This window comes from Paraburkholderia sp. GAS42 (assembly GCF_050436565.1).
In the GTDB taxonomy this organism is placed as follows: Bacteria; Pseudomonadota; Gammaproteobacteria; order Burkholderiales; family Burkholderiaceae; genus Paraburkholderia.
In genome coordinates this window covers 64,552-89,056 of sequence record NZ_JBNDML010000020.1, presented here as the reverse complement: position 1 = coordinate 89,056, position 24,505 = coordinate 64,552, and the positions used below count along the sequence as shown (strand labels likewise).

20 protein-coding genes are annotated in these 24,505 nt (G+C 63.2%); 4 read left to right on the top strand and 16 right to left on the bottom strand.

Features of this window, described 5'->3' with window-relative positions:
- The first annotated feature begins 17 nt into the window (after positions 1-17).
- Both P3T16_RS26340 and P3T16_RS26335 read left to right on the top strand, forming a co-directional pair.
- Positions 18-749 carry an ABC transporter ATP-binding protein gene (locus tag P3T16_RS26340; protein ID WP_429344503.1) on the top strand — a complete coding sequence of 244 codons (732 nt, stop codon included), beginning with the start codon at positions 18-20 and terminating at the stop codon, positions 747-749.
- The gene (locus P3T16_RS26335; protein ID WP_429344502.1) at positions 746-1,561 is read left to right on the top strand and encodes an ABC transporter permease; all 816 of its coding nucleotides are present in this window, start codon (positions 746-748) and stop codon (positions 1,559-1,561) included. The genes P3T16_RS26340 and P3T16_RS26335 overlap by 4 nt, the downstream gene beginning before the upstream one ends.
- 27 nt (positions 1,562-1,588) lie before the next feature.
- Here P3T16_RS26335 and P3T16_RS26330 read toward each other — a convergent pair whose 3' ends face one another.
- Together P3T16_RS26330 and P3T16_RS26325 are read right to left on the bottom strand one after the other, a co-directional pair.
- The gene (locus tag P3T16_RS26330) at positions 1,589-2,134 is read right to left on the bottom strand and encodes a DUF6013 family protein (protein ID WP_429344501.1); all 546 of its coding nucleotides are present in this window, start codon (positions 2,132-2,134) and stop codon (positions 1,589-1,591) included.
- A 167-nt stretch (positions 2,135-2,301) separates the two neighbouring features.
- Entirely contained in the window at positions 2,302-3,318 is a 1,017-nt protein-coding gene (locus tag P3T16_RS26325) for a zinc-binding alcohol dehydrogenase family protein (RefSeq protein WP_429344500.1), read from the bottom strand.
- Between the two features lie 168 nt (positions 3,319-3,486).
- Between P3T16_RS26325 and P3T16_RS26320 the strand changes: the two genes are divergently transcribed.
- Positions 3,487-4,425, top strand: a complete 939-nt coding sequence (locus P3T16_RS26320) for a LysR family transcriptional regulator (protein WP_429256432.1) — start codon at positions 3,487-3,489, stop codon at positions 4,423-4,425.
- An 82-nt stretch (positions 4,426-4,507) separates the two neighbouring features.
- Here the strand turns inward: P3T16_RS26320 and ligD are convergent, their stop codons facing one another.
- Both ligD and P3T16_RS26310 read right to left on the bottom strand, forming a co-directional pair.
- A complete protein-coding gene (gene ligD, locus P3T16_RS26315; protein ID WP_429344499.1) occupies positions 4,508-7,291 on the bottom strand; it encodes a DNA ligase D in 2,784 nt (927 codons plus the stop codon).
- A 188-nt stretch (positions 7,292-7,479) separates the two neighbouring features.
- Complete coding sequence (locus P3T16_RS26310; protein ID WP_429344498.1) at positions 7,480-8,706, bottom strand: cytochrome P450; 1,227 nt, start codon at positions 8,704-8,706, stop codon at positions 7,480-7,482.
- Between the two features lie 185 nt (positions 8,707-8,891).
- On the opposite strand from P3T16_RS26310, the gene serB reads away from it, so the two are divergent.
- A complete protein-coding gene (gene serB / locus P3T16_RS26305; protein WP_429344497.1) occupies positions 8,892-9,731 on the top strand; it encodes a phosphoserine phosphatase SerB in 840 nt (279 codons plus the stop codon).
- 36 nt (positions 9,732-9,767) lie between these two features.
- Here the strand turns inward: serB and P3T16_RS26300 are convergent, their stop codons facing one another.
- From P3T16_RS26300 to P3T16_RS26245, 12 genes are all read right to left on the bottom strand, one after another.
- On the bottom strand, positions 9,768-11,120 hold the full coding sequence (locus P3T16_RS26300; RefSeq protein WP_429344496.1) for a Fic family protein: 1,353 nt from the start codon (positions 11,118-11,120) through the stop codon (positions 9,768-9,770).
- A 158-nt stretch (positions 11,121-11,278) separates the two neighbouring features.
- Entirely contained in the window at positions 11,279-12,463 is a 1,185-nt protein-coding gene (locus P3T16_RS26295; protein ID WP_429256436.1) for a cystathionine beta-lyase, read from the bottom strand.
- 61 nt (positions 12,464-12,524) lie between these two features.
- Positions 12,525-13,157 carry a hypothetical protein gene (locus tag P3T16_RS26290; RefSeq protein ID WP_429344495.1) on the bottom strand — a complete coding sequence of 211 codons (633 nt, stop codon included), beginning with the start codon at positions 13,155-13,157 and terminating at the stop codon, positions 12,525-12,527.
- Between the two features lie 39 nt (positions 13,158-13,196).
- Positions 13,197-14,381, bottom strand: coding sequence for a beta-ketothiolase BktB (gene bktB / locus P3T16_RS26285; RefSeq protein WP_429344494.1), 1,185 nt, complete (start codon positions 14,379-14,381; stop codon positions 13,197-13,199).
- A gap of 137 nt (positions 14,382-14,518) precedes the next feature.
- Positions 14,519-15,445, bottom strand: a complete 927-nt coding sequence (locus P3T16_RS26280) for a sugar kinase (protein ID WP_429344493.1) — start codon at positions 15,443-15,445, stop codon at positions 14,519-14,521.
- A gap of 3 nt (positions 15,446-15,448) precedes the next feature.
- The gene (gene rimO, locus P3T16_RS26275; RefSeq protein WP_429344492.1) at positions 15,449-16,840 is read right to left on the bottom strand and encodes a 30S ribosomal protein S12 methylthiotransferase RimO; all 1,392 of its coding nucleotides are present in this window, start codon (positions 16,838-16,840) and stop codon (positions 15,449-15,451) included.
- A 109-nt stretch (positions 16,841-16,949) separates the two neighbouring features.
- Positions 16,950-17,561 carry a polyhydroxyalkanoate synthesis repressor PhaR gene (phaR, locus tag P3T16_RS26270; protein WP_429344491.1) on the bottom strand — a complete coding sequence of 204 codons (612 nt, stop codon included), beginning with the start codon at positions 17,559-17,561 and terminating at the stop codon, positions 16,950-16,952.
- A 134-nt stretch (positions 17,562-17,695) separates the two neighbouring features.
- Positions 17,696-18,436 (bottom strand): 3-ketoacyl-ACP reductase, encoded by a 741-nt coding sequence (locus P3T16_RS26265; RefSeq protein WP_429256442.1) that lies wholly within the window; start codon positions 18,434-18,436, stop codon positions 17,696-17,698.
- Between the two features lie 202 nt (positions 18,437-18,638).
- Positions 18,639-19,820, bottom strand: coding sequence for an acetyl-CoA C-acetyltransferase (locus tag P3T16_RS26260; protein WP_429256443.1), 1,182 nt, complete (start codon positions 19,818-19,820; stop codon positions 18,639-18,641).
- 159 nt (positions 19,821-19,979) lie between these two features.
- On the bottom strand, positions 19,980-21,818 hold the full coding sequence (gene phaC / locus P3T16_RS26255) for a class I poly(R)-hydroxyalkanoic acid synthase (RefSeq protein ID WP_429344536.1): 1,839 nt from the start codon (positions 21,816-21,818) through the stop codon (positions 19,980-19,982).
- A gap of 546 nt (positions 21,819-22,364) precedes the next feature.
- A complete protein-coding gene (pgeF, locus tag P3T16_RS26250) occupies positions 22,365-23,198 on the bottom strand; it encodes a peptidoglycan editing factor PgeF (RefSeq protein WP_429344490.1) in 834 nt (277 codons plus the stop codon).
- Complete coding sequence (locus P3T16_RS26245) at positions 23,195-24,466, bottom strand: RluA family pseudouridine synthase (RefSeq protein WP_429256445.1); 1,272 nt, start codon at positions 24,464-24,466, stop codon at positions 23,195-23,197. The genes pgeF and P3T16_RS26245 overlap by 4 nt, the downstream gene beginning before the upstream one ends.
- Between the last annotated feature and the right edge of the window lie 39 nt (positions 24,467-24,505).

Here is a 24,505-nt window from a genome sequence, read left to right as displayed (position 1 = left end):
ACGCCGCCCGATCCACCATGACGGATATTCCGATTGTCGAAGCGTTCGACATCTGCCGCCGCGATGCGCAGCGCGGCAACGTACTGCTCCAGCCGACCTCTCTTGCACTGTCCGCCGGCGACCGCGTCGCCGTGACCGGCCCGTCCGGGTCCGGCAAGAGCGTATTTCTGCGCATGCTCGCCCTGCTCGATCCGCTCGATGCAGGCCACATCGAATGGCATGGCAAGCCCGTTTCACGCGCCACGATTACGCGTTATCGCCGCAACATCGCCTATATCCGGCAGCGGCCCGCCATTCTCGACGGCACCGTGGAAGACAACCTGCGTTATCCGTACACGCTGGGCGCCTATCGCGACGTGCGGTTCGATCGCGACCGCGCGATTTCGTTCGCGGTGCAGGCCGGCCGCGGCCATGATTTCCTCGACAGGCTGGCGAGCGAACTGTCCGGCGGCGAAGCGCAGATCACCGCGTTGATACGCGTGCTGCAACTCGCGCCTGAAGTGCTGCTGCTCGACGAACCGACGGCATCGCTCGACCCTGAGTCATCCCATGCGATCGAAGCGCTGGTACAGACGTGGCTCGCATCGGGCGACGCACAACGCGCGTCGGTGTGGGTCTCGCATGATCCGGCGCAGGCGAAACGCGTGAGCGACCGGCATCTGACGATGCGTGCGGGTGTGCTCAGCGAACCGGCTGCATCCGCTGGGCCTTCTGCCACGCACAGCGAAGCACGGGAGGATACCCGATGAATCAGGGCCTGCAGAATCTGAGTTTATGGGATGTCGGCATCGCGGCGCTGCTGATCGTGGTGAACGGCGCGGTGTCGGTGGTGCTGAAGCTCGATCTCGAACGCAAGCTGGCATGGGCGGCTGTGCGCACGATCGTCCAGTTGCTCGCGATCGGTTATGTGCTCGGCTGGGTGTTCGCCTACGACCGCTGGTTCGTGGTCCTGCCGCTGATGATCCTGATGACGCTGATCGCCGGCTTCGCGGGCGCAGATCGCGGTCTGCGCACGTACGCGGGACAACGTGCGGACAGCATCATGTCGATCTGGGTGAGTTCGTGGCTCGTCGCGGCGGTCGGACTCTTTGTCGTGATCCGTATTCATCCGTGGTACGAACCGCAATATGCGATTCCGATTCTCGGGATGATTCTGGGCAATACGCTGACCGGCGTTTCGCTCGGCATCGAGCGCATGACGGAAGAACTCACCGCGCGACGTGATCGCGTCGATATGGCGCTCGCGCTCGGCGCAACGCGCTGGGAGGCGGCGCAGGGTCCAGCGCGGCAGGCGGCGCGCGCGGGCATGATTCCGACGCTGAACCAGATGGCCGTGGTCGGCGTGGTCAGCCTGCCCGGCATGATGACGGGCCAGGTGCTGGCCGGACAGTCTCCGTTGCAGGCAGTGCGCTATCAGATCGTGATCATGTTTCTGATCGCGGCTTCATCGGCGCTGGGGACCGTGGGCGCGGTGCTGCTCACCTATCGCCGGCTGTTCTCGGCTGAGCACCGGTTTCTGGCGTCGAGGCTGATCGAGCGCTCACCGCGAAGCGGGCGGTGAGCCTCACCATCACGCGTCCACAACGCATCACCGACGCGCCGACACGGCAACCGTCGTACCGTCGCTAATCGTGATCGTCTTCGCGGTGCCGTTGGTCGGCATCGTGAAGCGCACCACCTGGCTCACCGTCACGTCGTTCGGACACTTGACCGTTTGCCCGTTTGCAGTGACCGACTTCGTGCCCTTCGGCGTCTGCGCCTGGAAGTTCATCTGCACGGTGGCGGTGCCGTCATTGGCGACCACAGGCGCGAGCCGCACCTGTATCTGGCGGATCATCGCGCCGTTCGCGTCGACCGCCAGCGAGGCGTAGTTCGGGCACTGGTCCGTGCCCGGCACCGCGCCGCCTGGCGGCACGGTCTTCCACGTGTAGTCGTCGGACTGACCGGAGCGGATCTGGCGCGTCTCCTGCGCATTGCCAAACTGCTTCGATGTGACCTTGACGGTGTACTTGATCGGCCCGTCCGGCGCGGACTGCGACGTAACCGTGATCGGCGTGGCGGCCTGCGACCGCGTCGCAAATCCGCATACGACAACAGCAACAGAAACGGCGAAACATCTCAGGCTGGGGCTCATAACGTCACCTCGTTGTTGTGCCGCTGCGCACCCGCGATGCGGGTCGCGCAGCCGTTATTACGCGATGCCCTGCCAGTCTACCGCCAAGCGGCGACGCGCGCGCTTCCGGAGGATCGGGTGTTACCCCGCTTGCGGCGACGCCGTTTCTGCTCATACGTTTCGCTGCATCAGAACCCGGTCAGCACGAGCTTGCCGATCGCGCGGCCTGCTTCGAGCATCGCGTGCGCGCGGCGCAGATTGGTTGCATTGATCGTACCGAGATCCTCGCCGACCGTCGTGCGCAGCGTGCCCGCATCGACGAGACGCCCCACTTCGGTCAACAGCTTGTGCTGCTCGATCATGTCGGGCGTACCGAACATCGAACGCGTAAACATGAACTCCCAATGGAATGCAGCGCTCTTCGCCTTCAGCAGTTCGACGGGAACCGGCCTGTCGTTTTCCACGATCGTGCAGATGCCGCCTTGCGGTTTGATGACAGCGGCGGCCGCGGGAAAATGCCGGTCGGTGTCGTTGAACATCAGCACATAGTCGACCTGTTCGTGGCCGAGCGCCTTCAGTTGCGCCGGGATGTCCTTGAAGTGATCGACGATATGGTCGGCGCCCAGTTCGGTCGCCCACTTCGCCGATTCGGGCCGCGACGCCGTCGCGATCACCTTCAGCTTGCCGAGCTGCTTCGCGAGCTGGATGCCGATCGAGCCCACGCCGCCCGCGCCCCCGATGATCAGTACCGAACGTCCCGCGTCCCGGCCTTCCGGCGACACGCCGAGACGCGCGAACAGTGCTTCCCACGCGGTGATCGCCGTGAGCGGCAACGCTGCCGCCTGGGTGAAATCGAGCGAAGCCGGCTTGCGGCCCACAATCCGTTCATCGACAAGGTGATATTCGCTGTTCGCGCCCGGCCGCGTAATGCTGCCCGCATAAAACACCGGATCGCCGACCTTGAAAAGCGTCACATCAGGACCGACGACGGCAACCGTACCCGCTGCGTCCCAGCCCAGCACGCGCGGCGTCTTCTCGATCTGGTCTTTCGGCGCGCGAACCTTGAAGTCCACCGGGTTCACGGAGATCGCCTCGATCTTGACGAGGAGATCGTGGCCGGTGGCTTCGGGTTGAGCGATCTCGATGTCGATGAGCGATTCGGGATTGTCGATGGGCAAATAGCGATGAAGACCGACGGCTTTCATGGAGCACTCCTGATGCGTGGATTCAATTCGAAAACGTGGCGACCGGTATGCGATCCGGGCTTTGTGCCTCAGTGAGCGTATTTCGATCGGACCCACACGATCGTAGGCCGTTCTTTCTTCTTCTAAAACAGTCATAATGACTGAAACATTTTCCTGATTTTCAGAATAATGGCCACTTCCCGACTGCAACGAGGGCGCGAACGGCTCGATCTGCTCGACGTCGGGCTATTTGTACGCGCGGCGCTGCTGAATAACGTGTCGGCGGCCGGGCGCGAGTTTGGCCTTTCGGCGGCGGTGGCGAGCGCGCGGATCGCGAATCTGGAACGGCTGCTGGGCGCGCGGCTCCTGCATCGCACGACGCGCCGCATCAGCCTCACGCAGGACGGCGAGGCATTCATGACGCACGCGCAGACGCTGCTCGATGCCGCCGAGACCGCGCGCGGCTCGGTCGGATGCGCGCAGTCGGGTCCGCAGGGCCGGTTGCGCGTAACAATGCCCTCGTCGTTCGGGCGGCAGCATGTGTCACCGGTGATGCCCGCGTTCCTGCGGCAGAATCCGGGCGTCAGCATCGACCTGCGGTTGTCCGACCAGATGGTCGATCTCGTCGACGCCGGCATCGATGTCGCGATCCGGCTCGGCGCATTGAAGGATTCGTCGCTGGTCGCGCGACGGCTTGCCGTGAACCAGCGCGTGATCTGCTGCTCGCCCGCGTATCTGGCGGCGCATGGCACGCCGCGTCATCCGTCCGATCTCGTCGATCACGAATGCGTGATCCTGTCTGACCAACGCGACTGGGGATTCGTGACGCCGGCTGGCCGGGTCAATGTGCGCGTGAACGGCCGCTTCGCGACCGACAACGGCGAAGTGATCCGCGACGCGTTGCTCGACGGCTTCGGCATCGCCCTGAAATCGACGTGGGACGTAGCGACGTATCTGCGCAGCGGCCAGCTGGTGACGATTCTCGACACCTACCCGCTGGCGGACACGGTAGCGATCTGGGCGGTGTACCCGACGCGCGCCTTCGTTCCGCCGAAGACGCTCGCCTTTATCGACTTTCTCGCCGCGCATTTCGGCGATCCGCCGTATTGGGATCAGGCGCCGCGCTGATGCCACGCGCGGCGTTTTCATCAAGGTAAATCAGTGTTTGCCGCGCGATCCCCCGCGAGCGACGAAGCGCCCGCGACATCGCTCATTCATGCCCGGCTTCGTCCAGCCGCTTCTTCATCGCGGCTGTGATGCGTTGACGCGTTTTTGCATAGCCGGCCCACGGGTCTTCCTTCAGTGCGTCGAGCCGTTCGTGCAGGTTGGCAATGTTCCATTGATCGCCGGCAGTTGTCTCCGGCACTTCGTCCCAGGTGAGCGGCACGGATACGCCGAGCCCGGGCCGCGCCCGCGCCGAATAGGCGGCGACCGTGCTCGAACCGCGGTTGTTGCGCAGATAGTCGACGAAGATCTTCTTCCTGCGGTTCTGCGCGCCCATCCTGGCCGAGAAATGCGTGGGCAGCGCCGTTGCCATGTGCTGCGCGATCGCCTGCGAGAACGCCTTGACTTCGTCCCAGCCCGCCTGTTTCGCAAGCGGCACGACGACGTGAAAACCCTTGCCGCCGCTTGTCTTGCAGAACGATGTGAGGCCGAGTTCTTCGAGCAGCGAGCGCGTCAGCAAGGCGGCTTCGATCATCTTGTCCCAGCCGAGCGACGGGTCAGGGTCAAGGTCGAATATGACGCGATCCGGCGTCTCGATGCTCGACGCCACCGCGTTCCACGTATGCAGTTCGATTGTGCCCATCTGCGCCGCGCCGACGAGCGCCCTGACGCTATCGATCGTGATCAGCGGTGGATGGCCGGGATCGAGATCGGGATGCTGCGTCACATTGGGAATCGACAGCTTCTGGCTGTGCTTCTGGAAGAACAGCTCGCCGCCGATATCCTCGGGCGCACGCGCGAGCGAGACCGGACGGTGTTGCAGATGCGGAAGTATCCAGTCCGCTACCGATTCGTAATAGCGCACGAGATCGATTTTCTGCGTGCCCGTGCTTTTGTCGATCACGCGCTCGGGATGCGAGACGCGTACGCCCGCGACGGTCGTCTCGCCCGCTTTCGTCGCGTCGCCCGCGGTGCGTCCGGTGGCGGATTTCCTGGCGGGCTTTTCGGTGGCTGTGCCGACGGCTTTGTCCTTCTCCGCCTGTTTCGTCGCACGCTTTTTCGGCGTGGCGGCTTCCTTCATGGATTCGGTGAGCGTCTGTTCCACTTCGGCTCCTTTGCGCGGTGCTTCCAGGACGATCTGCCGCGCCGGTTTGTCGCGACGCAGACTGACGAACGACGCCTGCCGCACGATCTGCTCGCTGGTCCACTCCGCAAAGTTGCATTCCGCGACGAGCTCCGGTTTCACCCAGTGCACCGGCGTGCGGCTGCGTTCGCGCGGCGGGCTCGCGAACGGCATGCGGCTCGTTTCCCGCGCATCGAGTTCCTCCTTGATGGAGCGCAGCAGCGCCGTATCGAAACCTGTACCGACGCGGCCCGCGTATTGCAGCTTGCCGTGTTCGTCGTACACGCCGAGCAGCAGCGCGCCGAAGGCGACGCGACTGCCCGCCGGCCCGGTATAGCCTCCGATCACGAACTCCTGACGCCGCCTGCATTTGAGCTTGATCCACGACTGCGAGCGTCCCGACGTATAGAGACTGTCGCGGCGCTTGCCGATGATGCCTTCGAGCGCCATTTCGCGTGCGCTCTTGAGCAGAGCGTCGGCCCTGGAGCCGAAGTCGTCCGAGAAACGCAGCACATCGCGCTTCGCTGGTTCGAGCAGCGCCTTCAGGATCGCGCGACGCTGTACGAGCGGCACGCCGCGCAGGTCGTAGCCATTCAGAAACGGAACGTCGAACAGATAGACGACCATGTCCTGCGGACGGTTTGCATCGAACGCGTTCTGCAGCAGCTGGAAGCTCGGCACGCCGTTGTCGTCGAGCACCACGACCTCGCCGTCGAGCCACGCGGATTCGATATCGAGCGTCCCGAACGCCTCGACCTGCTTGCCGAATTTCGCGGTCCAGTCGTTGCCCGCGCGCGTGAAAATCTGCACCGGGTCCTGTTTCCTTGCATGACGATCGATACGGGCCAGCACGCGATAGCCATCGAACTTGATCTCGTACGACCACTCGTCGCCCGATGGCGCGGCGTCGACGAGCGTCGCCAGCTGCGGTTTGAAGCCGGCCGGAAGCGACGCCTTTTTAGCGCCTTCGATAGCCGGCGATGTGGCCAGTTCACGCAGCGATTTCGCGCTGCGCGTGGTGACGATGTCGGTCTTCTTCGAATCGGCTGCGGTTGCATGCCTTTTTGCGGCCGGGCGTTTTGCCGCCGCCGTCTTTCTTGCGGCGAGCGCGCGCTTGCCGCTATCGAGCACACTGCCCGGCAGTTCCTTCAGCACGTCGTATTCGCCTTCGTTACGGGCCTCGCCGTCGCGCTCCTTGATGAGCAGCCACTGCTCCTTGTCGCCGCTGCCAGGCATATGGCTGCGCACGAGCATCCAGTTGCCATGCAGCTTTTCGCCGTGCAGTTCGAACTTGAGCTTGCCGGACGTGTACATTTCGCGTGCGTGCGCTTCACCGCCAGCCGGTTCCCACGTGCCGCGATCCCAGACGATCACATCGCCCGCGCCATAGTTGCCTTCGGGAATCGTGCCTTCGAACGAACCGTATTCGACCGGATGATCTTCAACATGCACCGCCAGACGCTTCACCGAAGGATCGAGACTCGGCCCTTTCGGCACGGCCCACGACAAAAGCGTTCCATCGAGTTCGAGACGGAAGTCGTAGTGGAGCCGACGCGCGTCGTGTTCCTGAATGACATACGACAGCGCGTGCGTGCGCGTACGTGCGGACGTTTTCGAACCCACGCGCTTTTTTGACGCGCCCCCTGCCGGTTCCGGCGTTTTGTCGAAGCGACGCTTGCGGGTATAGGTGTCGAGTCTGTCGCTCATGATCGGGCCTCGAAGCATGAAACTGGAGCGGAGCAGCAAGCGTGCCACAGGTAAAGTCGTGGCACGGGCGCCATGCCTTAACGCGCTGCGCCGCTTAAGGCTTCAGCCGCTAACACGCGGCGAAGCCGTAAGTCTTGCGTGGTGCCGGAAAAAGATGCGGGTCCCGGCGGTCTCGAACGCGCGCTCCTTCAGCCAACATCACAAGGCACGGCCGCGTAGCCTCGAAAGCGCACGCGCCCGCCTCGTAGAGGCTCACCGCCCAGCCGGTACGTCGGGAAGCGCTGCACAAACCGGCCAATCGCGATCCGCGCTTCGAGCCGCGCCAGCGACACCCCCGCGCACTGATGAATGCCGAAGCCGAACGCGAGATGCCGGTTCGGCTCGCGGCGGATGTCGAAGCGATCCGGGTCGACGAACTGTTCCGGGTCGCGATTCGCCGCGCCGATACACAGCGTAACCGGCGTGCCCTTCGCAACTGCGACGCCGCCAATTTCCGTATCGTCAGTGGTCATGCGATTGCCCAGCTGGTTGGAACTTTCGAAGCGCAGGCATTCTTCGACCGCGCTCACGATCAGCTCCGGTTCGTGTTGCAGCGCCGCGCGTTGCTCCGGCCATTCGCTGAGCGTGACGATGCCATTGCCGATCAGATTGGTCGTCGTCTCGTGACCGGCGTTGAGAATGAAGATGCAGTTCTGCAGCAACTCAGCTTCAGACAGACGTTCGCCATCGGTTTCGCCTTCGATCAGCCGCGTGAGCACGTCATGTAGCGGATCGCCAGGCGCACGGCGGCGAGCGGCCACCAGCTCTTTCAGACAGGTCACAAACTCCGTCACGGCGCGATTGCCGCGTTCGAGCTGCTGTTCGTTGGGCACCGGCTCGAGCGCGCCGAGAATCGCCAGCGACCACCCTCGCAACGGCCCGCGCGCTTCATGCGGCACGTCCAGCAGATTGCCGATGACTTCGACCGGAATCGCCGACGCGAAATCGCCGATCAGATCGATCTCCCCGCGCGCGGCGGCGGCATCGAGCAGTCCGTCGACGAGCCTGATCAAACCGGGCTCCATCGCCGCGATCGCGCGCGCGGTCAGCGCGCCGGCGATCAGCTTGCGCACACGCGTATGCAAAGGCGGATCGTTGAAGACGAGGCTTGTCGTGTGATGCTCATACAGCGGCGACGCACCGTATTTCGGCCGGAATTCGACCGTCTTGTCGGAGCTGAATGTCTTGGGATCGCGATACACCGCCTGCACGTCGCGATAGCGCGTGAGAAAGAGCGAGCCGTCGGGCATGCGTTTGACGGGGTCATGCGTACGGAGCGCGTGGTAGACCGGATACGGATCGGCATAGAACGCGGGCGTCAGGTGACGCAGGTCAAAATCGCGGGCGAGCGCGAGTTCGTCGGCGGCTGAGGGCATGGCGTGTCTCCGTTTTGGTCCGCTTCTTATGCGGGGCGCCTTGTTCGTCAGGCGAGTATGCAGCACCGCGCACGCATGCGCGCGGGTGTGCGGCGCTGAACCGTTACAATAGCCGGATTTTCCACGCGTGCAGCGTCTCCGCCCTGTGTGCGTCCCGTGCTCGCCCCGCCTTTATTTGCGTCGTCATGAACCTCGTCATCCAAAGCCTCGCGCCGATCGCTGAATCCCATTTCAAACCGCTCGTCGCGCTTGCGCGCGGCAGCCGCGCGACGCCCGTCGACGCCCGCACGGTTCGCATTGAAGACGCGGACCCGTTGCAGCGCCCCGATCTCGACGTGTACTGCGGCGCGCACGAACTCGACTACGCGTTTATCGAGCCGGGCCGCCAGCTGCGCGATTTTGGTCTGGTCGCGATGGACATGGATTCGACGCTGATCACGATCGAATGCATCGACGAGATCGCCGATTTTTGCGGACTCAAGGCGGAAGTGGCGGCGATCACCGAAGCGTCGATGCGCGGCGAAATCAAGGACTTCAATGAAAGCCTGACACGCCGCGTCGCGCTGCTCGAAGGACTCGACGCGAGCGCGCTGGAACGGGTTTATGAAGAGCGCCTGCAGCTTTCGCCTGGCGCCGAACAGATGCTCACAGGTGCGAAGGCCGCGGGTCTGAAGACACTGCTGGTTTCTGGCGGTTTCACGTTCTTCACGGAGAAACTGAAGGCGCGTCTTGGGCTCGATTTCACGCGCGCGAACACGCTTGAAATCGTCGACGGCAAGCTGACGGGGCGAGTTACCGGCGAGATCGTGAATGCGGAGGTCAAGGCGCGTACGCTGCGCGAAACCTGCGCACAACTCGGCATCGAGCCTGAGCGCGCCATCGCGATGGGCGACGGCTCGAACGATCTGAAGATGATGGCTGAAGCGGGTCTGTCGGTGGCGTTTCGGGCGAAACCGGTTGTGCGTCAGGCGGCGAGCGTCGCGTTTAACTTCGTTGGGCTTGATGGGTTGCTGCGGTTGTTTTGAGGGCGCCTGGGTTGCCCGCCGCCGATCGGTTAATTTCTACTGAGGGCGCCCCGCGGCGATCCATGCATCGGTAGTGCTCATCGTTAATCGATAACGGGCGCAGTTATATGGCTCAAGCTTTGCGAGTTCGTCAACGAGCAACGCGCTGAATCCCGGAGCCGTCTCTTCCGTCAGCCCCATCTCAAACATGCTCGCACGTATCGCTTTTCGCTCTCGCACGACGAGCCCGATAGCCTCGTTCAACGTTTCCCGGTATCGCAGGCGCACCGGGTCAGGTGCGCCCATCGATTCCATGACCACCACGTATTTCTTCAACGAACGACGATAGGTCCAGTTGAAGAGATCCACGGCCATCGAGACGTCGAGGAACTCGTAGACACCCATCATCGCCAGCGCATAGTCATGCCGGTCCACGTCAAGGAACGACAGCGGCGCGCAGTTGTACAGCATCAGTGGAATGTTTGCGGCGAGGCGGCTGGTGCGCTTGTTTCCGTCTTCGAAAGGCTGCAGGCAGGCCAGGTTGACCCACAGGAAAAAGGCCGCCTCGAGGGAATTCTTGATGAGCCGCGCCTTGGCGACAATGCTCTCAAGCATTTCGTGCAATATCGACGGTACCTGCATGGGCACATACGCCGTGTCGCTGATATTCACGACCTTGTTGCGGATGGCACCCAAATTGCCAGTGTCCGCGAGCAGGTCTTGCATTAACACGGCGTGCAGATTGCGAATCAGGGCCGTCGACAACCCTTGCGTCGGAACGGCGTCGACAAGAAACTCGATTGCGCTCTTGTGATTGAGCAACATGACAGCATCGACATCGCCGTCGGAAATGCCGTTTCTGAACAGCTCCTCAGTCGCGAGCAAACTGTAGCGGTTGCCCTCAAGACGTGACGACGACCACGACAGGTCGATCAGCAATTGCTCGAGCACCTTGCGTGCATACGTGCCAGCTGGCTGCTGTCCCTGCATGCGTCCAAGATGGGCGAGTTCAACGGCCAGCGGTTCCGGGAGCAACCAGGTCTTGTTGGGCTTGTAGCGGTCCACGAATTCGCGCTGGTATGTCACCGGCTCCCGCGCGGCTAGTGGCACAGAAAGCCGTTCGCGAAGCGACTCACTGGCTGCCGACCAGCGCAGATTTCCAGCGGGCGGCGGAGTGTGTACCGTCAATGGCTGCGCCACGTCCAGTGGCAAGGAATATCGGGTGGCGCGCGCCTTGCCCTCCCGGACGACTTTACCGTCGGCATGAAGTCGGCCCAGAAGTCGTTTTACCGTCGCAGCGCTTCCGTTCGCAGCGGCAGCGAGTTGACTCGAGGTGACGGGTCCTCGACCCTGCGTGGCAAGATCGCGCATGACCTGCACCAGACCATCGGATGTCAGCTTATTCGGCATGAATCGGCTCAAAAATCGGCTCAAAAATTAAGCCAATTCTATTTTTTTGAGCCGATTTGTCAAATAATGAGCCGATTTATTTTTCTTTGAGCCGATTTATCTGGTTTTGAGCCGATTCCCGCAACCGACCTTCGGCAAGTCGTCCAGCAGACGCACCCTCACCCCAGCGCCGCCAGACTCTGCTCGATATCCGCACGCAGATCGGCCTCTTCCTCCAGCCCGATATAGAAGCGCACCAGCGTGCCGCGATGTGGCCACTGCGCCCCGGTGCGCATCGACGCGACGTCATACGGCATCGCCAGGCTGTGCGCGCCGCCCCAGCTCCAGCCGAGCGAGAACAGTTCGAGCGACTCACAGAACGTGTCGATCTGCGCCGGGCTGTATTTCCCGTCGAACACGACGGAAAAGAGCCCGCCCGCGCCCGTGAAATCACGCATGTAAAACTCATGCCCCGGACAGTCCGGCAACGCCGGGTGCAGCACCGCCGCGATTTCCGGACGCGTCTTCAGCCATTTCGCGATGCCAAGCGCGCTGCGGTCGTGTTGCTCGAAGCGGATCTTCATGCTCGGCAGGCTGCGCAGAATCAGCGAACAATCGTCCGACGACACGCCGATGCCCATGCGCATCCGCGCGGCCTTCAGCTTCAGATGAAGCTCGCGGTCGGCAGTGATCGTCGCGCCCATCAGCACGTCGCCGCCGCCTGACTGATACTTTGTCAGCGCCTGCACCGAGATGTCGACGCCCTGTTCGAACGGACGGAACGCGAGACCGGCCGACCACGTGTTGTCGATGGCCGTCACGACGTTGCGCGCACGCGCGACCGTCGTGATCGCGCGCACGTCGGGCACTTCCATCGTCACCGAGCCGGGCGCTTCCAGCCAGATCAGGCGCGTATTCGGCTGGATCAGATCAGCGATACCCGCGCCGATCATCGGATCGTAATAGCGCGCCGTAATGCCGAAATCGCGCGCCAGCCAGTCGCCGTGATCGCGGTTCGGCGAATAGACGTTGTCGGGAATCAGCACATCGTCGCCCGCTTTCACGAGGCCGAAGTACACGTTCGAAATCGACGACAGACCCGACGGCTGCAACAGCGCGTGATTGCCGCCTTCAAGCGCCGCGAGCCGCTGCGCGAGCACAAGCGACGTCGGCGTTGCGTGCAGACCGTAGCGCCACTGCGCGTCGTTGCGCCAGTCGAGCGCGCGCATCGCCGCGAGATCCGGGAATACCACCGTCGACGCGCGTGTGACCGGCACGGCAAACGATTCGAAGCCGGGTGTGAGGTCGTCTTCCGCGCGCACGATGCGGGTCTGCAGGCCGCGTCTGGATGGAGTGTCAGTCATGGTGGATTCGTCGTTCAGAAATGAGTGGCGTGATTTTCGAGGCGGGTTCGAGCAGGTCGCGTCAGTCGCCCGTTGTGACATTGCTGACGCCGCCAACTGGATGACCATTGTTCGCCGCAGGCGTAGCCGCGGCGCCAGGCTTGACGGCCGCCGCCGGCGGTGGCGCTTTCGCGGCGGCGGCAGCCGCAGCTGGCACCGGTTGACCCGCCGCGAGTGGACGCAGATCGAACGGCTGCGGATTGGAGTCGTCGACGTTCATCCGCTCGCCGGCGAGTGTGCCGTCGGCGGCAAATTTGCCGACCCAGTTTCCGGTGATATGCGTGCCGTCGTTCGACTCTTCGACTTCGAGCGTATCGCCGTCACGATCGCCCGCAATCAGGATGACTTCACCGTTATCCGTGAACTGATATTCGCCGTGCACGCCGGAAGGATCGTCGGTCTTCGCGCCGAGCCGCAGCACGATCTGGCGCGTGCCGAGCGTGCCCGTGTAGCGCGGGAACTTCGCGAACTCCCTGCTCGGCTTTAGCGGCAACTCGATCGGCGGCGGCGCGGCCAGTTCCTTGACCGCGTCGCTCTGCGCGTGCGCCAGCGTGGGCAACAGCATGCCCGCGCCAGACAGCAATGCCAGTGCGCATGCGCCGGTAATCAGGCCACGCCAGGGCGCGCGCTGCTTCATCGACTTCGATTGATGCATCCTTTCTTTCCTTCCTTCGTGCCGGCGTGTTGCCGAAAATCAGATGCGCTCGAAGATCGCCGCGATGCCCTGGCCGCCGCCGATACACATCGTCACGAGCGCATAGCGTCCGCCGATGCGTTGCAGTTCGTACAGCGCCTTCACCGTGATCAGCGCGCCGGTCGCGCCGATCGGATGGCCAAGCGAAATGCCTGAACCATTCGGATTGACCTTCGCCGGATCGAGCCCGAGTTCCTTGCTGACCGCGCAGGCCTGCGCAGCGAAGGCTTCATTGGCCTCGATCACGTCGAGGTCGGCAACCGTCAGGCCCGCGCGTTCGAGTACCTTGCGCGTGGCCGGCACCGGGCCGATCCCCATGTACGCCGGATCCACGCCCGCATGCGCATACGCGACGAGGCGCGCCAGCGGCTTCGCGCCACGCTTTTCGGCGACGCTGCGTTCCATCAGCACGACGGCCGCAGCTGCGTCGTTGATGCCCGACGCGTTGCCCGCCGTCACCGTGCCGTTTTCCTTCGCGAACACGGCCTTGAGCTTCGAGAAGTCTTCCTCCGATGCGTTCAGTCGCACGTGTTCGTCCGTATCGAACACGGTATCGCCCTTCTTCGACGGAATCGTGATCGGGAGAATCTGTTCCTTGAAGTAGCCGTTCACGATCGCGTTGGCCGCACGACGATGCGATTCGAGTGCGAGCGCGTCCTGCGCTTCGCGCGAGATGTCGAATTTCTTCGCAACGTTCTCAGCAGTCACGCCCATGTGGATTGACTGGAACGGATCGTTCAGCGCGCCGAGCATCATGTCGACGAGACGGGCGTCGCCCATGCGCTGGCCGAAGCGCGCGGCGGGCATCATATATGGCGCGCGGCTCATGTTCTCCGCACCGCCGCCGATTGCAATGTCGGTGTCGCCCAGCAGAATGCCTTGTGCCGCCGAGACGATCGCCTGCAGACCCGAGCCGCACAGACGGTTCACGGTGAGCGCCGGCGCGTGCTGTGCGACACCGCCGTTGAGCGCCGCGACGCGCGCGAGATACATGTCCTTCGGTTCGGTATGAACGACGTTGCCGAACACGACGTGACCGACGTCTTCACCCGACACGTTCGCGCGCGCCAGTACTTCGTGCACGACACGTGCGCCCAGATCCGTCGGTGAGAAATCCTTCAGGCTGCCGCCAAAATCGCCGATTGCGGTACGTACCGCGCTGACCACTACGACTTCTCGTTGCATTGCTCGCTCCTCTTCCTTGAATGATCTGGAGGCGGCTCGTTGGCCGCCTTTTGACCGGGTCGTGCATCGACCGGGTCACGCTTTGACCGGGTCACGCTTTGACCCGGTCGCGTCTCGACATCAGCCAGCGCGACGCTTTAGCTGGCCAGTATGTTTTCCACCGACTGCCGGTCCGGAATCGGCGCAACCGCGCCGAAACCCTGTGTCGACAGCGCAGCTGCCGCGTTCGCATAGCGCGCGGCTTCGAATGGATCGTCGCCCGCGACGATGCGCGCGATAAACGCGCCACCAAAGCAGTCGCCCGCGCCGGTCGCGTCCACGGCTTTCACAACGCGGCCAGGCACGACGCGACGCTCATCCGGCGTCGCCACGTAGGAACCTTCCTTGCCGAGTTTCAGCGCAACGACGCGTGGGCCACGCGCCAGCAGAAAATCGACGATTTCGTCGCGGCCCGTGAGGCCCGTGAGTTCGGTGACGTCGTCCCAGCTTGGCAGACAGATGTCCGTCTGGCGGATCGCTTCGAGCATCACAGCGCGCGCCCGCGCGAGCGGCCACAACTTCAGGCGCAGATTCGTATCGAAGCTCACCCGCACGCCATTCGCGCGCGCGTGCCCGATCGCGGCAAGCGCCGCATCGCACGCGCTCACACTGATCGCGAGACTGATGCCCGACAGATGGATGACCTTTGCAGCCGCGATCGCATCGAGCGGCAGGTCACGCGGCGCGTAGCGGCTCGCAGCCGAACCCGCACGCAGATAGTCGAACTGATGACCGTCCGGGCCGTGCGACACGAAGTACACGCCGGTCGGCGCCTCTACATCGACGCGCACCGTCGACGTATCGACGTTCTCCTTTTTCCACAGGTCGACCAGCAGACGCCCGAAATGGTCATCGCCCACCGCCGATACAAAGCCTGTACGCGCGCCCTGACGCGACGCCGCGATGCAGAAGTTCGACGTATCGCCGCCGAAGCCCTGCAGATAGTTCGGCTGATCTTTCGACGACTGGTTGAATTCGACCATCGCCTCACCGAGCGCGAGGATGTCGGGACATGCTGACGTCATCGCTTAAACCTCACCCCACAGATCGTGGCCGTCGGCGCCGGTGATTTTCACCGAAACGAAATCGCCGACCTTGTAGCGCTTCGATGCTTTCGTGGCCGGGGCGATATACACGACGCCGTCGATCTCGGGCGCATCCGCTGCCGTTCGGCCGATGCCGCCGTCCGTGTTAATTTCGTCGACGAGCACCTTCAGCGTCTTGCCGACCTTCTTCGCGATGCGCTTCGCCGAGACTTCTTCGGCGACTTCCATGAAACGCGCGCGACGTTCTTCGCGCACTTCGTCAGGCAACGCGCCGTCGAGTTCGTTGGCGCTCGCGCCTTCGACAGGCGAATACGCAAAGCAGCCGACGCGATCGAGTTCCGCTTCGCGGATGAAGTCGAGCAGCGTCTGGAACTGCTCTTCCGTTTCACCCGGGAAGCCCGCGATAAACGTGCTGCGGATCGTCAGGTCCGGACAGATTTCGCGCCATGCGCGCACGCGCTCCATCACCTTTTCGGCGTTAGCCGGACGCTTCATGCGCTTCAGCACTTCCGGATGCGCATGCTGAAATGGCACGTCGAGATACGGCAGCACGTGGCCCTTGAACGGACCGGCGGCCATCATCGGAATCACTTCATCAACGCTCGGGTACGGATACACGTAATGCAGACGCACCCACGCGCCGTACTGCGCGGCGAGTTCGCCAAGCGCGCCGACGAGATCCGTCATGCGTGTCCTGACCGGCTTGCCGTTCCAGAAACCGGTGCGATATTTGACATCGACGCCATACGCGCTCGTGTCCTGCGAGATGACGAGCAGTTCCTTGACGCCGGACTTGAACAGGTTCTCCGCTTCGAGCATCACTTCGGCGACCGGGCGCGACACGAGGTCGCCGCGCATCGACGGGATGATGCAGAACGTGCAGCGGTGGTTACAGCCTTCGGAAATCTTGAGGTAGGCGTAGTGACGCGGCGTGAGTTTCACGCCCGCGGCCGGCACGAGATCGACGAACGGATCGTGCGGCTTCGGCAGATGGGTGTGCACGTGCTGCATCACTTCGCCCAGTGCGTGCGGGCCGGTGACGGCGAGCACCTTCGGATGCACTTCCTCGATGAGGCCGCTACCGCTCGCGCTCTTCTTTGCGCCGAGACAGCCCGTGACGATCACCTTGCCATTTTCGGTGAGGGCTTCGCCGATCGCGTCGAGACTTTCCTGGACGGCTTCGTCGATGAAGCCGCAGGTGTTGACGACGACGAGATCCGCGCCGTCATAGGTGCCAGAGATTTCGTAACCTTCGGCGCGCAGCTGCGTGATGATCTGCTCGGAATCGACGAGCGCCTTGGGGCAGCCGAGCGACACGAACCCGACCTTCGGGGCGGCCGTCGTCGGCGTAGTGGGGGAGGAAGTCTGCGGCATAGGGATGGTCCGGCGGATGGCGGTAACGTAACCCCGCATTGTACCGCGCCGCCGTGTCTGGCCGCCTGCGCGCAAAGCGCGGGAGCGCGCGTGGCCTGTACCGCTCCCGCTACTTCTTCTCGGGCTCCGGCTTTGGCTCCGGCTCCGGCTTCGACTCACGATTCGGATTCGCCTGCTTGTTGAACGGGAACGTGCTGAACATCGACTTCGCCTGGGTCTGCATCTGCTCCTGCATCTGCACGAACATGTTCTTCGACTGCTCGATGTAGCTGGTCATCATCCCCTGCATCATCGGCGCCTGCATGTTCATGAACTGCGACCAGACTTCCGGATTCATCGCGTTGCCTTCGTAGAGCGTCTTCGACTGGTCGGTCAGCTTGTTCTGGATGTCGATGAACGCCTGGATGTTCTTCTCCAGATAGGTGCCCATCATGCCCTGCATCGCGTGGCCGTAGAAACGGATGATCTGCGACAGCATCGACGAAGAAAACATCGGCAGCCCGCCGCTTTCTTCTTCAAGAATGATCTGCAGCAGGATCGCGCGCGTGAGGTCCTCATTGCTTTTGGCGTCGATGACCTTGAAGTCTTCCTGATCGAGCACGAGCGTCTTGACGTCCGTCAACGTGATGTACGTGCTGGTCTCCGTATCGTACAGCCGGCGGTTCGGATACTTCTTGATGAGTCGTTCGGCCGTCGTCTTCTTTGTAGTAGTCGTTGTCATTTAACGCCTTTAAGCGCCCGTGAGCGCAGAAACGGCGCCAGTCGCACGCGCAATCGAACCCCTTGCGCAATGCGAGACGCCGCCGGAACCATCTGACCCGCAGCACGCCCCGCCACGGCGGGGCGCCAGCTGGATCAGCCCATATGCAGGCCGCCATTCAGCGAAAAATCGGCGCCTGTCGCAAAGCCCGATTCGTCGGACGCAAGCCACGCCACAATCGAGCCAATTTCGTCCGGATGACCGAGGCGGCGCACCGGAATTGTCGCCACGATCTTTTCGAGCACATCAGGGCGAATCGACTTCACCATGTCCGTGCCAATATAGCCCGGCGAAATGGTGTTGACCGTCACGCCCTTCGTGGCCACTTCCTGCGCCAGCGACATCGTGAAGCCATGAATGCCGGCCTTCGCGGTCGAATAGTTGGTTTGTCCGAACTGGCCTTTCTGCCCGTTCACCGACGAAATATTGATGATGCGGCCAAAGCCCCGCTCCACCATGCCGTCGATCACCTGCTTCGTCACGTTGAAGAGACTCGTGAGGTTGGTGTCGATCACCGCCGTCCAGTCTTCATGCGTCATCTTGCGGAACACCACGTCGCGCGTGATGCCGGCGTTGTTGACGAGAATGTCGATCTCGCCGACTTCGGCCTTCACCTTGTCGAATGCCTGCTTGGTCGACTCCCAGTCGCCGACGTTGCCTTCGGACGCGATGAAATCGAAACCGAGCGCCTTCTGCTCGCCCAGCCACTTCTCACGACGCGGGGAATTCGGGCCGCAGCCGGCGACGACCTTGAAACCTTCCTTGTGCAGACGCTGGCAGATACTCGTGCCGATGCCGCCCATCCCGCCCGTTACATACGCAATTCGCTGTGACATAAACCACACTCCATTATCGTTGTGCGAGGTGCCGACTGGCAGCCTCCTTCCTCGCCACTACTGTCTCCGTTTTCTGCCCTGCGTGAATCCCTGCCTGACTGCGTGCCGGAATCCCGCCTCCGCGCGAACTGCATGACGCCCGGCGCCAGCGTGGGCGCGGCGCTGTATCCACCCCGCCCTCCGCGGCACTCACGACCCGAGGTCAATAGCGTTCGAGCGCCAGCGCCACGCCCATCCCGCCGCCGATACACAGCGACGCCAGACCCTTCTTCGCATCGCGCTTCTGCATTTCGTACAGCAGCGTGACGAGAATCCGGCAGCCGGACGCGCCGATCGGGTGGCCGATCGCAATCGCGCCGCCGTTCACGTTGACCTTCGACGTGTCCCAGCCCATCTGCTTGTGCACAGCGAGCGCCTGCGCGGCGAACGCTTCGTTGATTTCCATCAGGTCGAGGTCCGACGGGCTCCAGCCCGCGCGTTCCAGACAGCGGCGGGATGCCGGCACCGGGCCCATGCCCATCACCTTCGGATCGACGCCTGCATTCGCGTACGCCTTGATGCGGGCGAGCGGCTTGAGGCCGAGCGCTTCGGCCTTCTTCGCCGACATCACAACCACCGCTGCTGCGCCGTCGTTCAGACCAGAGGCGTTCGCTGCCGTCACCGTGCCTTCCTTCGAGAACGCCGGCTTCAGGCCCGCGAGCGATTCGGCGGTCACGCCGTGACGCACGAATTCGTCCGTGGCGAAGCGTACCGGATCGCCCTTCCTTTGCGGTATCTCAACCGGAACAATTTCATCATCGAAACGGCCGGCCTTCTGTGCGGCTTCCGCCTTATTCTGTGACAACGCGGCAAACGCATCCTGCTGCTGGCGCGTGATGTCGTATTCCTTCGCGACGTTTTCCGCGGTGACGCCCATGTGGTACTGGTTGTATACGTCCCACAGACCGTCGACGATCATGCTGTCGACCAGCTTCGCGTCACCCATGCGGAAGCCGTCGCGCGAACCCGGCAGCACGTGCGGCGCCGCGCTCATGTTTTCCTGACCACCCGCAACGATGATATCCGCGTCGCCCGCGATGATCGCGTTGGCGGCGAGCATCACGGCCTTCAGCCCCGAGCCGCACACCTTGTTGATCGTCATGCCGGGCACGGCGGCCGGCAGCCCGGCCTTGATCAACGCCTGACGCGCCGGGTTCTGGCCCGAACCTGCCGTCAGCACCTGTCCGAGAATGACTTCACTGATCTGCTCGGGTTTCAGGCCCGCACGCTCGAGAACAGCGCGGACAACCGTCGCGCCAAGATCGGGCGCGGCGATTTTCGCCAGCGACCCACCGAATTTGCCGACTCCAGTACGTGCGGCCGATACGATCACAACATCAGTCATTTTCATTTCCTCCGGGCACCGCGGTTAAATGCGCCGCAGCCCGTCAAGTTAAAAATCCATCTGCTTCGATTGCGGCTTGCTTCAAATACGCTTTACCTTGCTACCGACGCTGCAGCTGCGGTCGCCTGTTCCTGCCGCCGTTGCCGCGTCATTCATCCACTATGCGTCGCGTTGAAGCACATAGCGACCCGGTGCGGGCTCGATTTCGCGATGCTCCGCCGAGCCGGGCTCGGCACGCGGCTTCACCTTTTTCCCTGCGTACTGGTCAAGCCAGTCCGTCCATTCCGGCCACCAGCTGCCGGGGACTTCGTCGGCCCGTTCAAACCAGGCGTCGGCCGTTTCCGGCATGTTCCTGTCTTCGCCTTTGAGTACCCAGTAGTTGCGTTTGTTCTTCGCGGGCGGATTGATCACACCGGCGATATGCCCCGATGCGCCGAGCACGAACTTCATCGGACCCGTGAGCAGCGGCACCGATGCGTACGCCGTTTGCCACGGCACGATATGGTCTTCGCGTGAACCGTAGATGAACGTCGGTACATCGATGCGCGTCAGGTCGACAGACTCGCCGCACACCGTCAACGCGCCCGGCTCGCGCAGCTTGTTCTCAAGATACGTGTTGCGCAGATACCAGACATACATCGGCCCCGGCAGGTTCGTCGAATCGCTGTTCCAGTACAGCAGATCGAACGGCACCGGCGTGCGGCCCTTCAGATAATTGTCGACGACGTAATTCCACACAAGGTCGTTCGGACGCAGGAACGAGAACGTGTTCGCGAACTCGATGCCGCGCATCAGGGCCGGCTGTCCGCCGCCGATGCCGCCGATGGTCTGCTCGCGCATCTTCACATGCGCTTCGTCGACGAAGACGTCGAGCACGCCGGTATCGCTGAAGTCGAGCATCGCGGTGAGCAGCGTCATCGACGAAACCGGGTGTTCGCCACGTGCGGCCGCCACTGCAAGCGCGGTAGCGAGCATCGTACCGCCGACACAAAAACCCAGCGTATTGATCTGTTCACGTCCGCTGATCTGGCCAACGATATCGATCGCCTTGAGCACGCCGTCGTCGATGTAATCGTCCCACGTCTTGTGTGCGATCGATGCGTCCGCGTTGCGCCACGAAATCAGGAACACCTGGTGCCCCGAGTCGAGACCATGCGCGACCAGCGAGTTCGCCGGCTGCAGATCGAGAATGTAGAACTTGTTGATGCACGGCGGCACGATCAGCAACGGCCGCTCGCGCACGGTGGCCGTACGCGGCTTGTACTGGATCAGCTGCAGCAGTTCGTTTTCGAAGACGACCGAGCCTTCCGTATTCGCGAGATTCTTGCCGACCACGAAGCCGGATTCGTCTGTCTGCGAAATCTTGCCGCGCTGGAGGTCGCCGAGCAGATTCATCACGCCCTGGCGCAGGCTTTCGCCCTGACTTTCCAGCAGCGTCTTCTGCGCTTCCGGATTGAGCGCGAAGAAGTTGCTTGGCGACGCCGCCGCCGTCCATTGCTGGACAGCGAAGCGGATGCGCTCGCGCGTCTTCGCATCGGTATCGATCGCGTCGACGAGTTCCTGCAGATAGCGCGCGTTCAGCAGATACCACGCGGCCGTGAACGCATACGCGGGCGTCGCCGACCACGCGTCGGCGCTGAAGCGGCGATCTCTCAGTTCGGGAATGGTCGGCTTCGTGTCGGCGGCCTGCTGGATCAGCTGCATCGCTTCGCGCGAATAGTCGGACTGTAACTGCTGAAGGCGCTCAGGCGGAATCGCCGCCGACGGCATCTTCAAGCCGCCAAACGGTGACATCGGCAACATCGACGCCGCGGCCTTGCTGAAATCCGGCATGCCGGGAAAGGACGGCATCTGTGGCATGCCGGGCATCTGGAACGACGCCCCGTTCGCGAAGCCACTGCCGGCCCACCAGGGCGCCGCAGCGTTGCCCTCGGGGCGCTGCGCCGCACTACCGACAGCACGCCACGCATTTGTCCAGGCGTCGAGCATCTGCTGCATCCCGTCGGGCGGGGTCGCGGTATCGGGTGCGGCCTGCGGTTGCGGGGCGTCCGATGAAGTGGTCTTACGGGAAGAAGTCGTAGAACGTTTTGATGCTGCCATACCTGCTTTGACCGGTAAGTCCTGACGGACTGGTTGAGAGGCAGGTGATTGCGCACGTGGGCGATTGCTCGCGACCTCGTCACGCCCTGCCCCGTGGTGAGGAACATTCTTGCTCCCCATTGCAAGGCATGTCAATGCTTGATCCCGATTTTGCCGCAGTGCGATATTTTTTTAATTATCGTTTTCCCCATGTCTTTTGAACGACGTTGAGATCGCAATTTATCGACGCTTTGGGTACATGTAAAAAAAGCCCTGAATACAAGGCTTGTTTTACGTTTAATGGCGGCCTGATTGTCGCATATGCGGCTCAACCACGCGATCATCCACTCAGTTTGCCGCCGCTTTGCGTGCGATTCCGGCGGCGCAGCAAATTTCGAGGCCCGCAAGCCCGCCAACCTCACGCAAACCCTGGTGCCACGCGCTTTCGATCGGCCTGCCGTGCGCTCAATCTGCAAGCCAGATCATCGCCGCCATACGACCGGTTTCGGAATCGCGTCGATACGAATAGAAACGCTCGCGTTCAGTCACGGTACAGGCATTTGCATCGGTGATCTGCGTAATACCCATCTGATTCAGACGAATGCGTGCGAGTGCGGGGAGATCGGCGAAGTATTTGCCGGCCGCTTCGGCACGGGGCACGAATGCCCGAGATGTGGCATCGCGTTGTGCACCGTCGACACCCTTCATGAAGGCGTCACGCACATCTGCCCCGACCTCGAATGCCGTCGGTCCAATCGACGGGCCGAGGTACGCGTGCAGCCCTTCGATGCCGGAACCCGCGAGGTCCGCGACGCGCATCGCGGTCTTCTCGACGATGCCTGCCGCCAGACCTCGCCAGCCTGCGTGCGCGGCGCCCACTGCGCGACCGTTCGCGTCGCACAGCAGCACCGGCATGCAGTCGGCGATCATCACGATGCACATCGTGCCCGGCTGACCGGTCACGCTGGCGTCGGCGCGCACCGGCGCCGCGCCCTGCTGCGCGCCCGCGAGCACGTCGGCGGCGTTCACCACCTCCGCGCCGTGGATCTGTTCGAGCCAGGCAGCCGATGCGCCCGTCAGCGCCAGCAGACGCGCGCGGTTGATTTCGACAGCCGCGGGATCGTCGCCCGCGCGGCGACCGAGATTCAGGCCGCCCGGCTGATCGACGCCGTCCTTCCAGCGCCCGAACGGCGGCAGGCTCACGCCACCGTTACGCGTCGTCACCAGCGCGCGCACGCGCGGCGACACGCGCCACGCGGGTTGCAGGACATCGGCGAGCGTCAGGTCGGGTGCGGTCATCGTGTTTCGTCCCTGTCGCTGTCGTCGTGTTCGCTGTCGTCGTCTTCGTGCGCTTCGTCGTCCGGCAGATCGCCCGGGGATGTGTCGTACGCGTCTTCGCCGTCGTCGTATTCGTTGTCGTATTCATCGTCGAACGCGCCTTCGTCGTCACGACCGAGACCGAGCGCTGCCGAAAGCGCAGCCATGTCGCCCGGCACGTCCGCGCGCCACTGCATCGAGCGACCCGTCTGCGGATGGATCAACCCGAGGCGCCATGCGTGCAGCGCCTGCCGCGCAAAGCCGTCCGGCAGCGGCGTCACGGAACGCTTGCCGCGGGCACGCCCATACACCGGATCGCCCAGCAGCGGATGACCGATGTGCGCGCAATGTACGCGGATCTGATGCGTGCGGCCGGTTTCCAGATCGCAGTGAATCGCCGACACCGGCTGACGTTCCCACATCGTCGAATCGATGCGCCGGAAGTGCGTGCGCGCGGCCTTGCCCGCCGCGCTCGTGACCACCGCCATGCGCGTGCGCTCGCGCGGATCGCGGCCGATGGGTGCGTCGATCGTGCCTTCCTCGGGCATGTTGCCCCACACGAGCGCGAGATAGCGACGCTTCACCGTACGCGCCTGCAACTGGCGCACGAGGTCCGTCTGCGCCTCGAGCGTACGCGCGACGACCATCAGGCCGGAGGTTTCCTTGTCGAGCCTGTGCACGATGCCGGCGCGCGGCAGGCCGGCCGCCGAGGCGCCGTAGCGATACAGCAGGCCATTGAGCACCGTGCCCCCCCAGTTGCCCGCCGCCGGATGGACGACGAGCCCAGGCGGCTTGTTGATCACGACGAGCGTGTCGTCTTCGTAGACGATATCGAGCGGCACCGGCTCCGGCGTAAATGCCAGCTGCTCGGGCAAAAGATCGGGAATCAGTTCAATCGTGGCGCCGAGCGGCACCGGCTGACGGATTTTCGCGGGCGCGCCGTCGACGCGCACACGCTGCGCCTCGATCCAGCTTTGCAGCCGGTTACGCGAGAATTCGGGGAAGACTTTGGCGAGCACCTTGTCGAGGCGATCGCCCGCCATCTCGTCCGGCACCAGCACGGTACGCGGCGTTTCGTCGGCCGGCCGGCCTGCGACGACCTGCGCGGGTTGCGGCACGAGCACGTCGCTAACGAGATCGTCGTCGAGGGAATCGGCTGCCAGCGCGTCGTCGGGCTCGGCGCTTGGGCTATAATCTTCGTTGCTATCCCGGGTACCGGCAGCGGTACCCGGAGTTTTTGAGCGGGTCATTGAGTCTGGGTCACCTGGACGTAAAGCTAGACTGGAAAA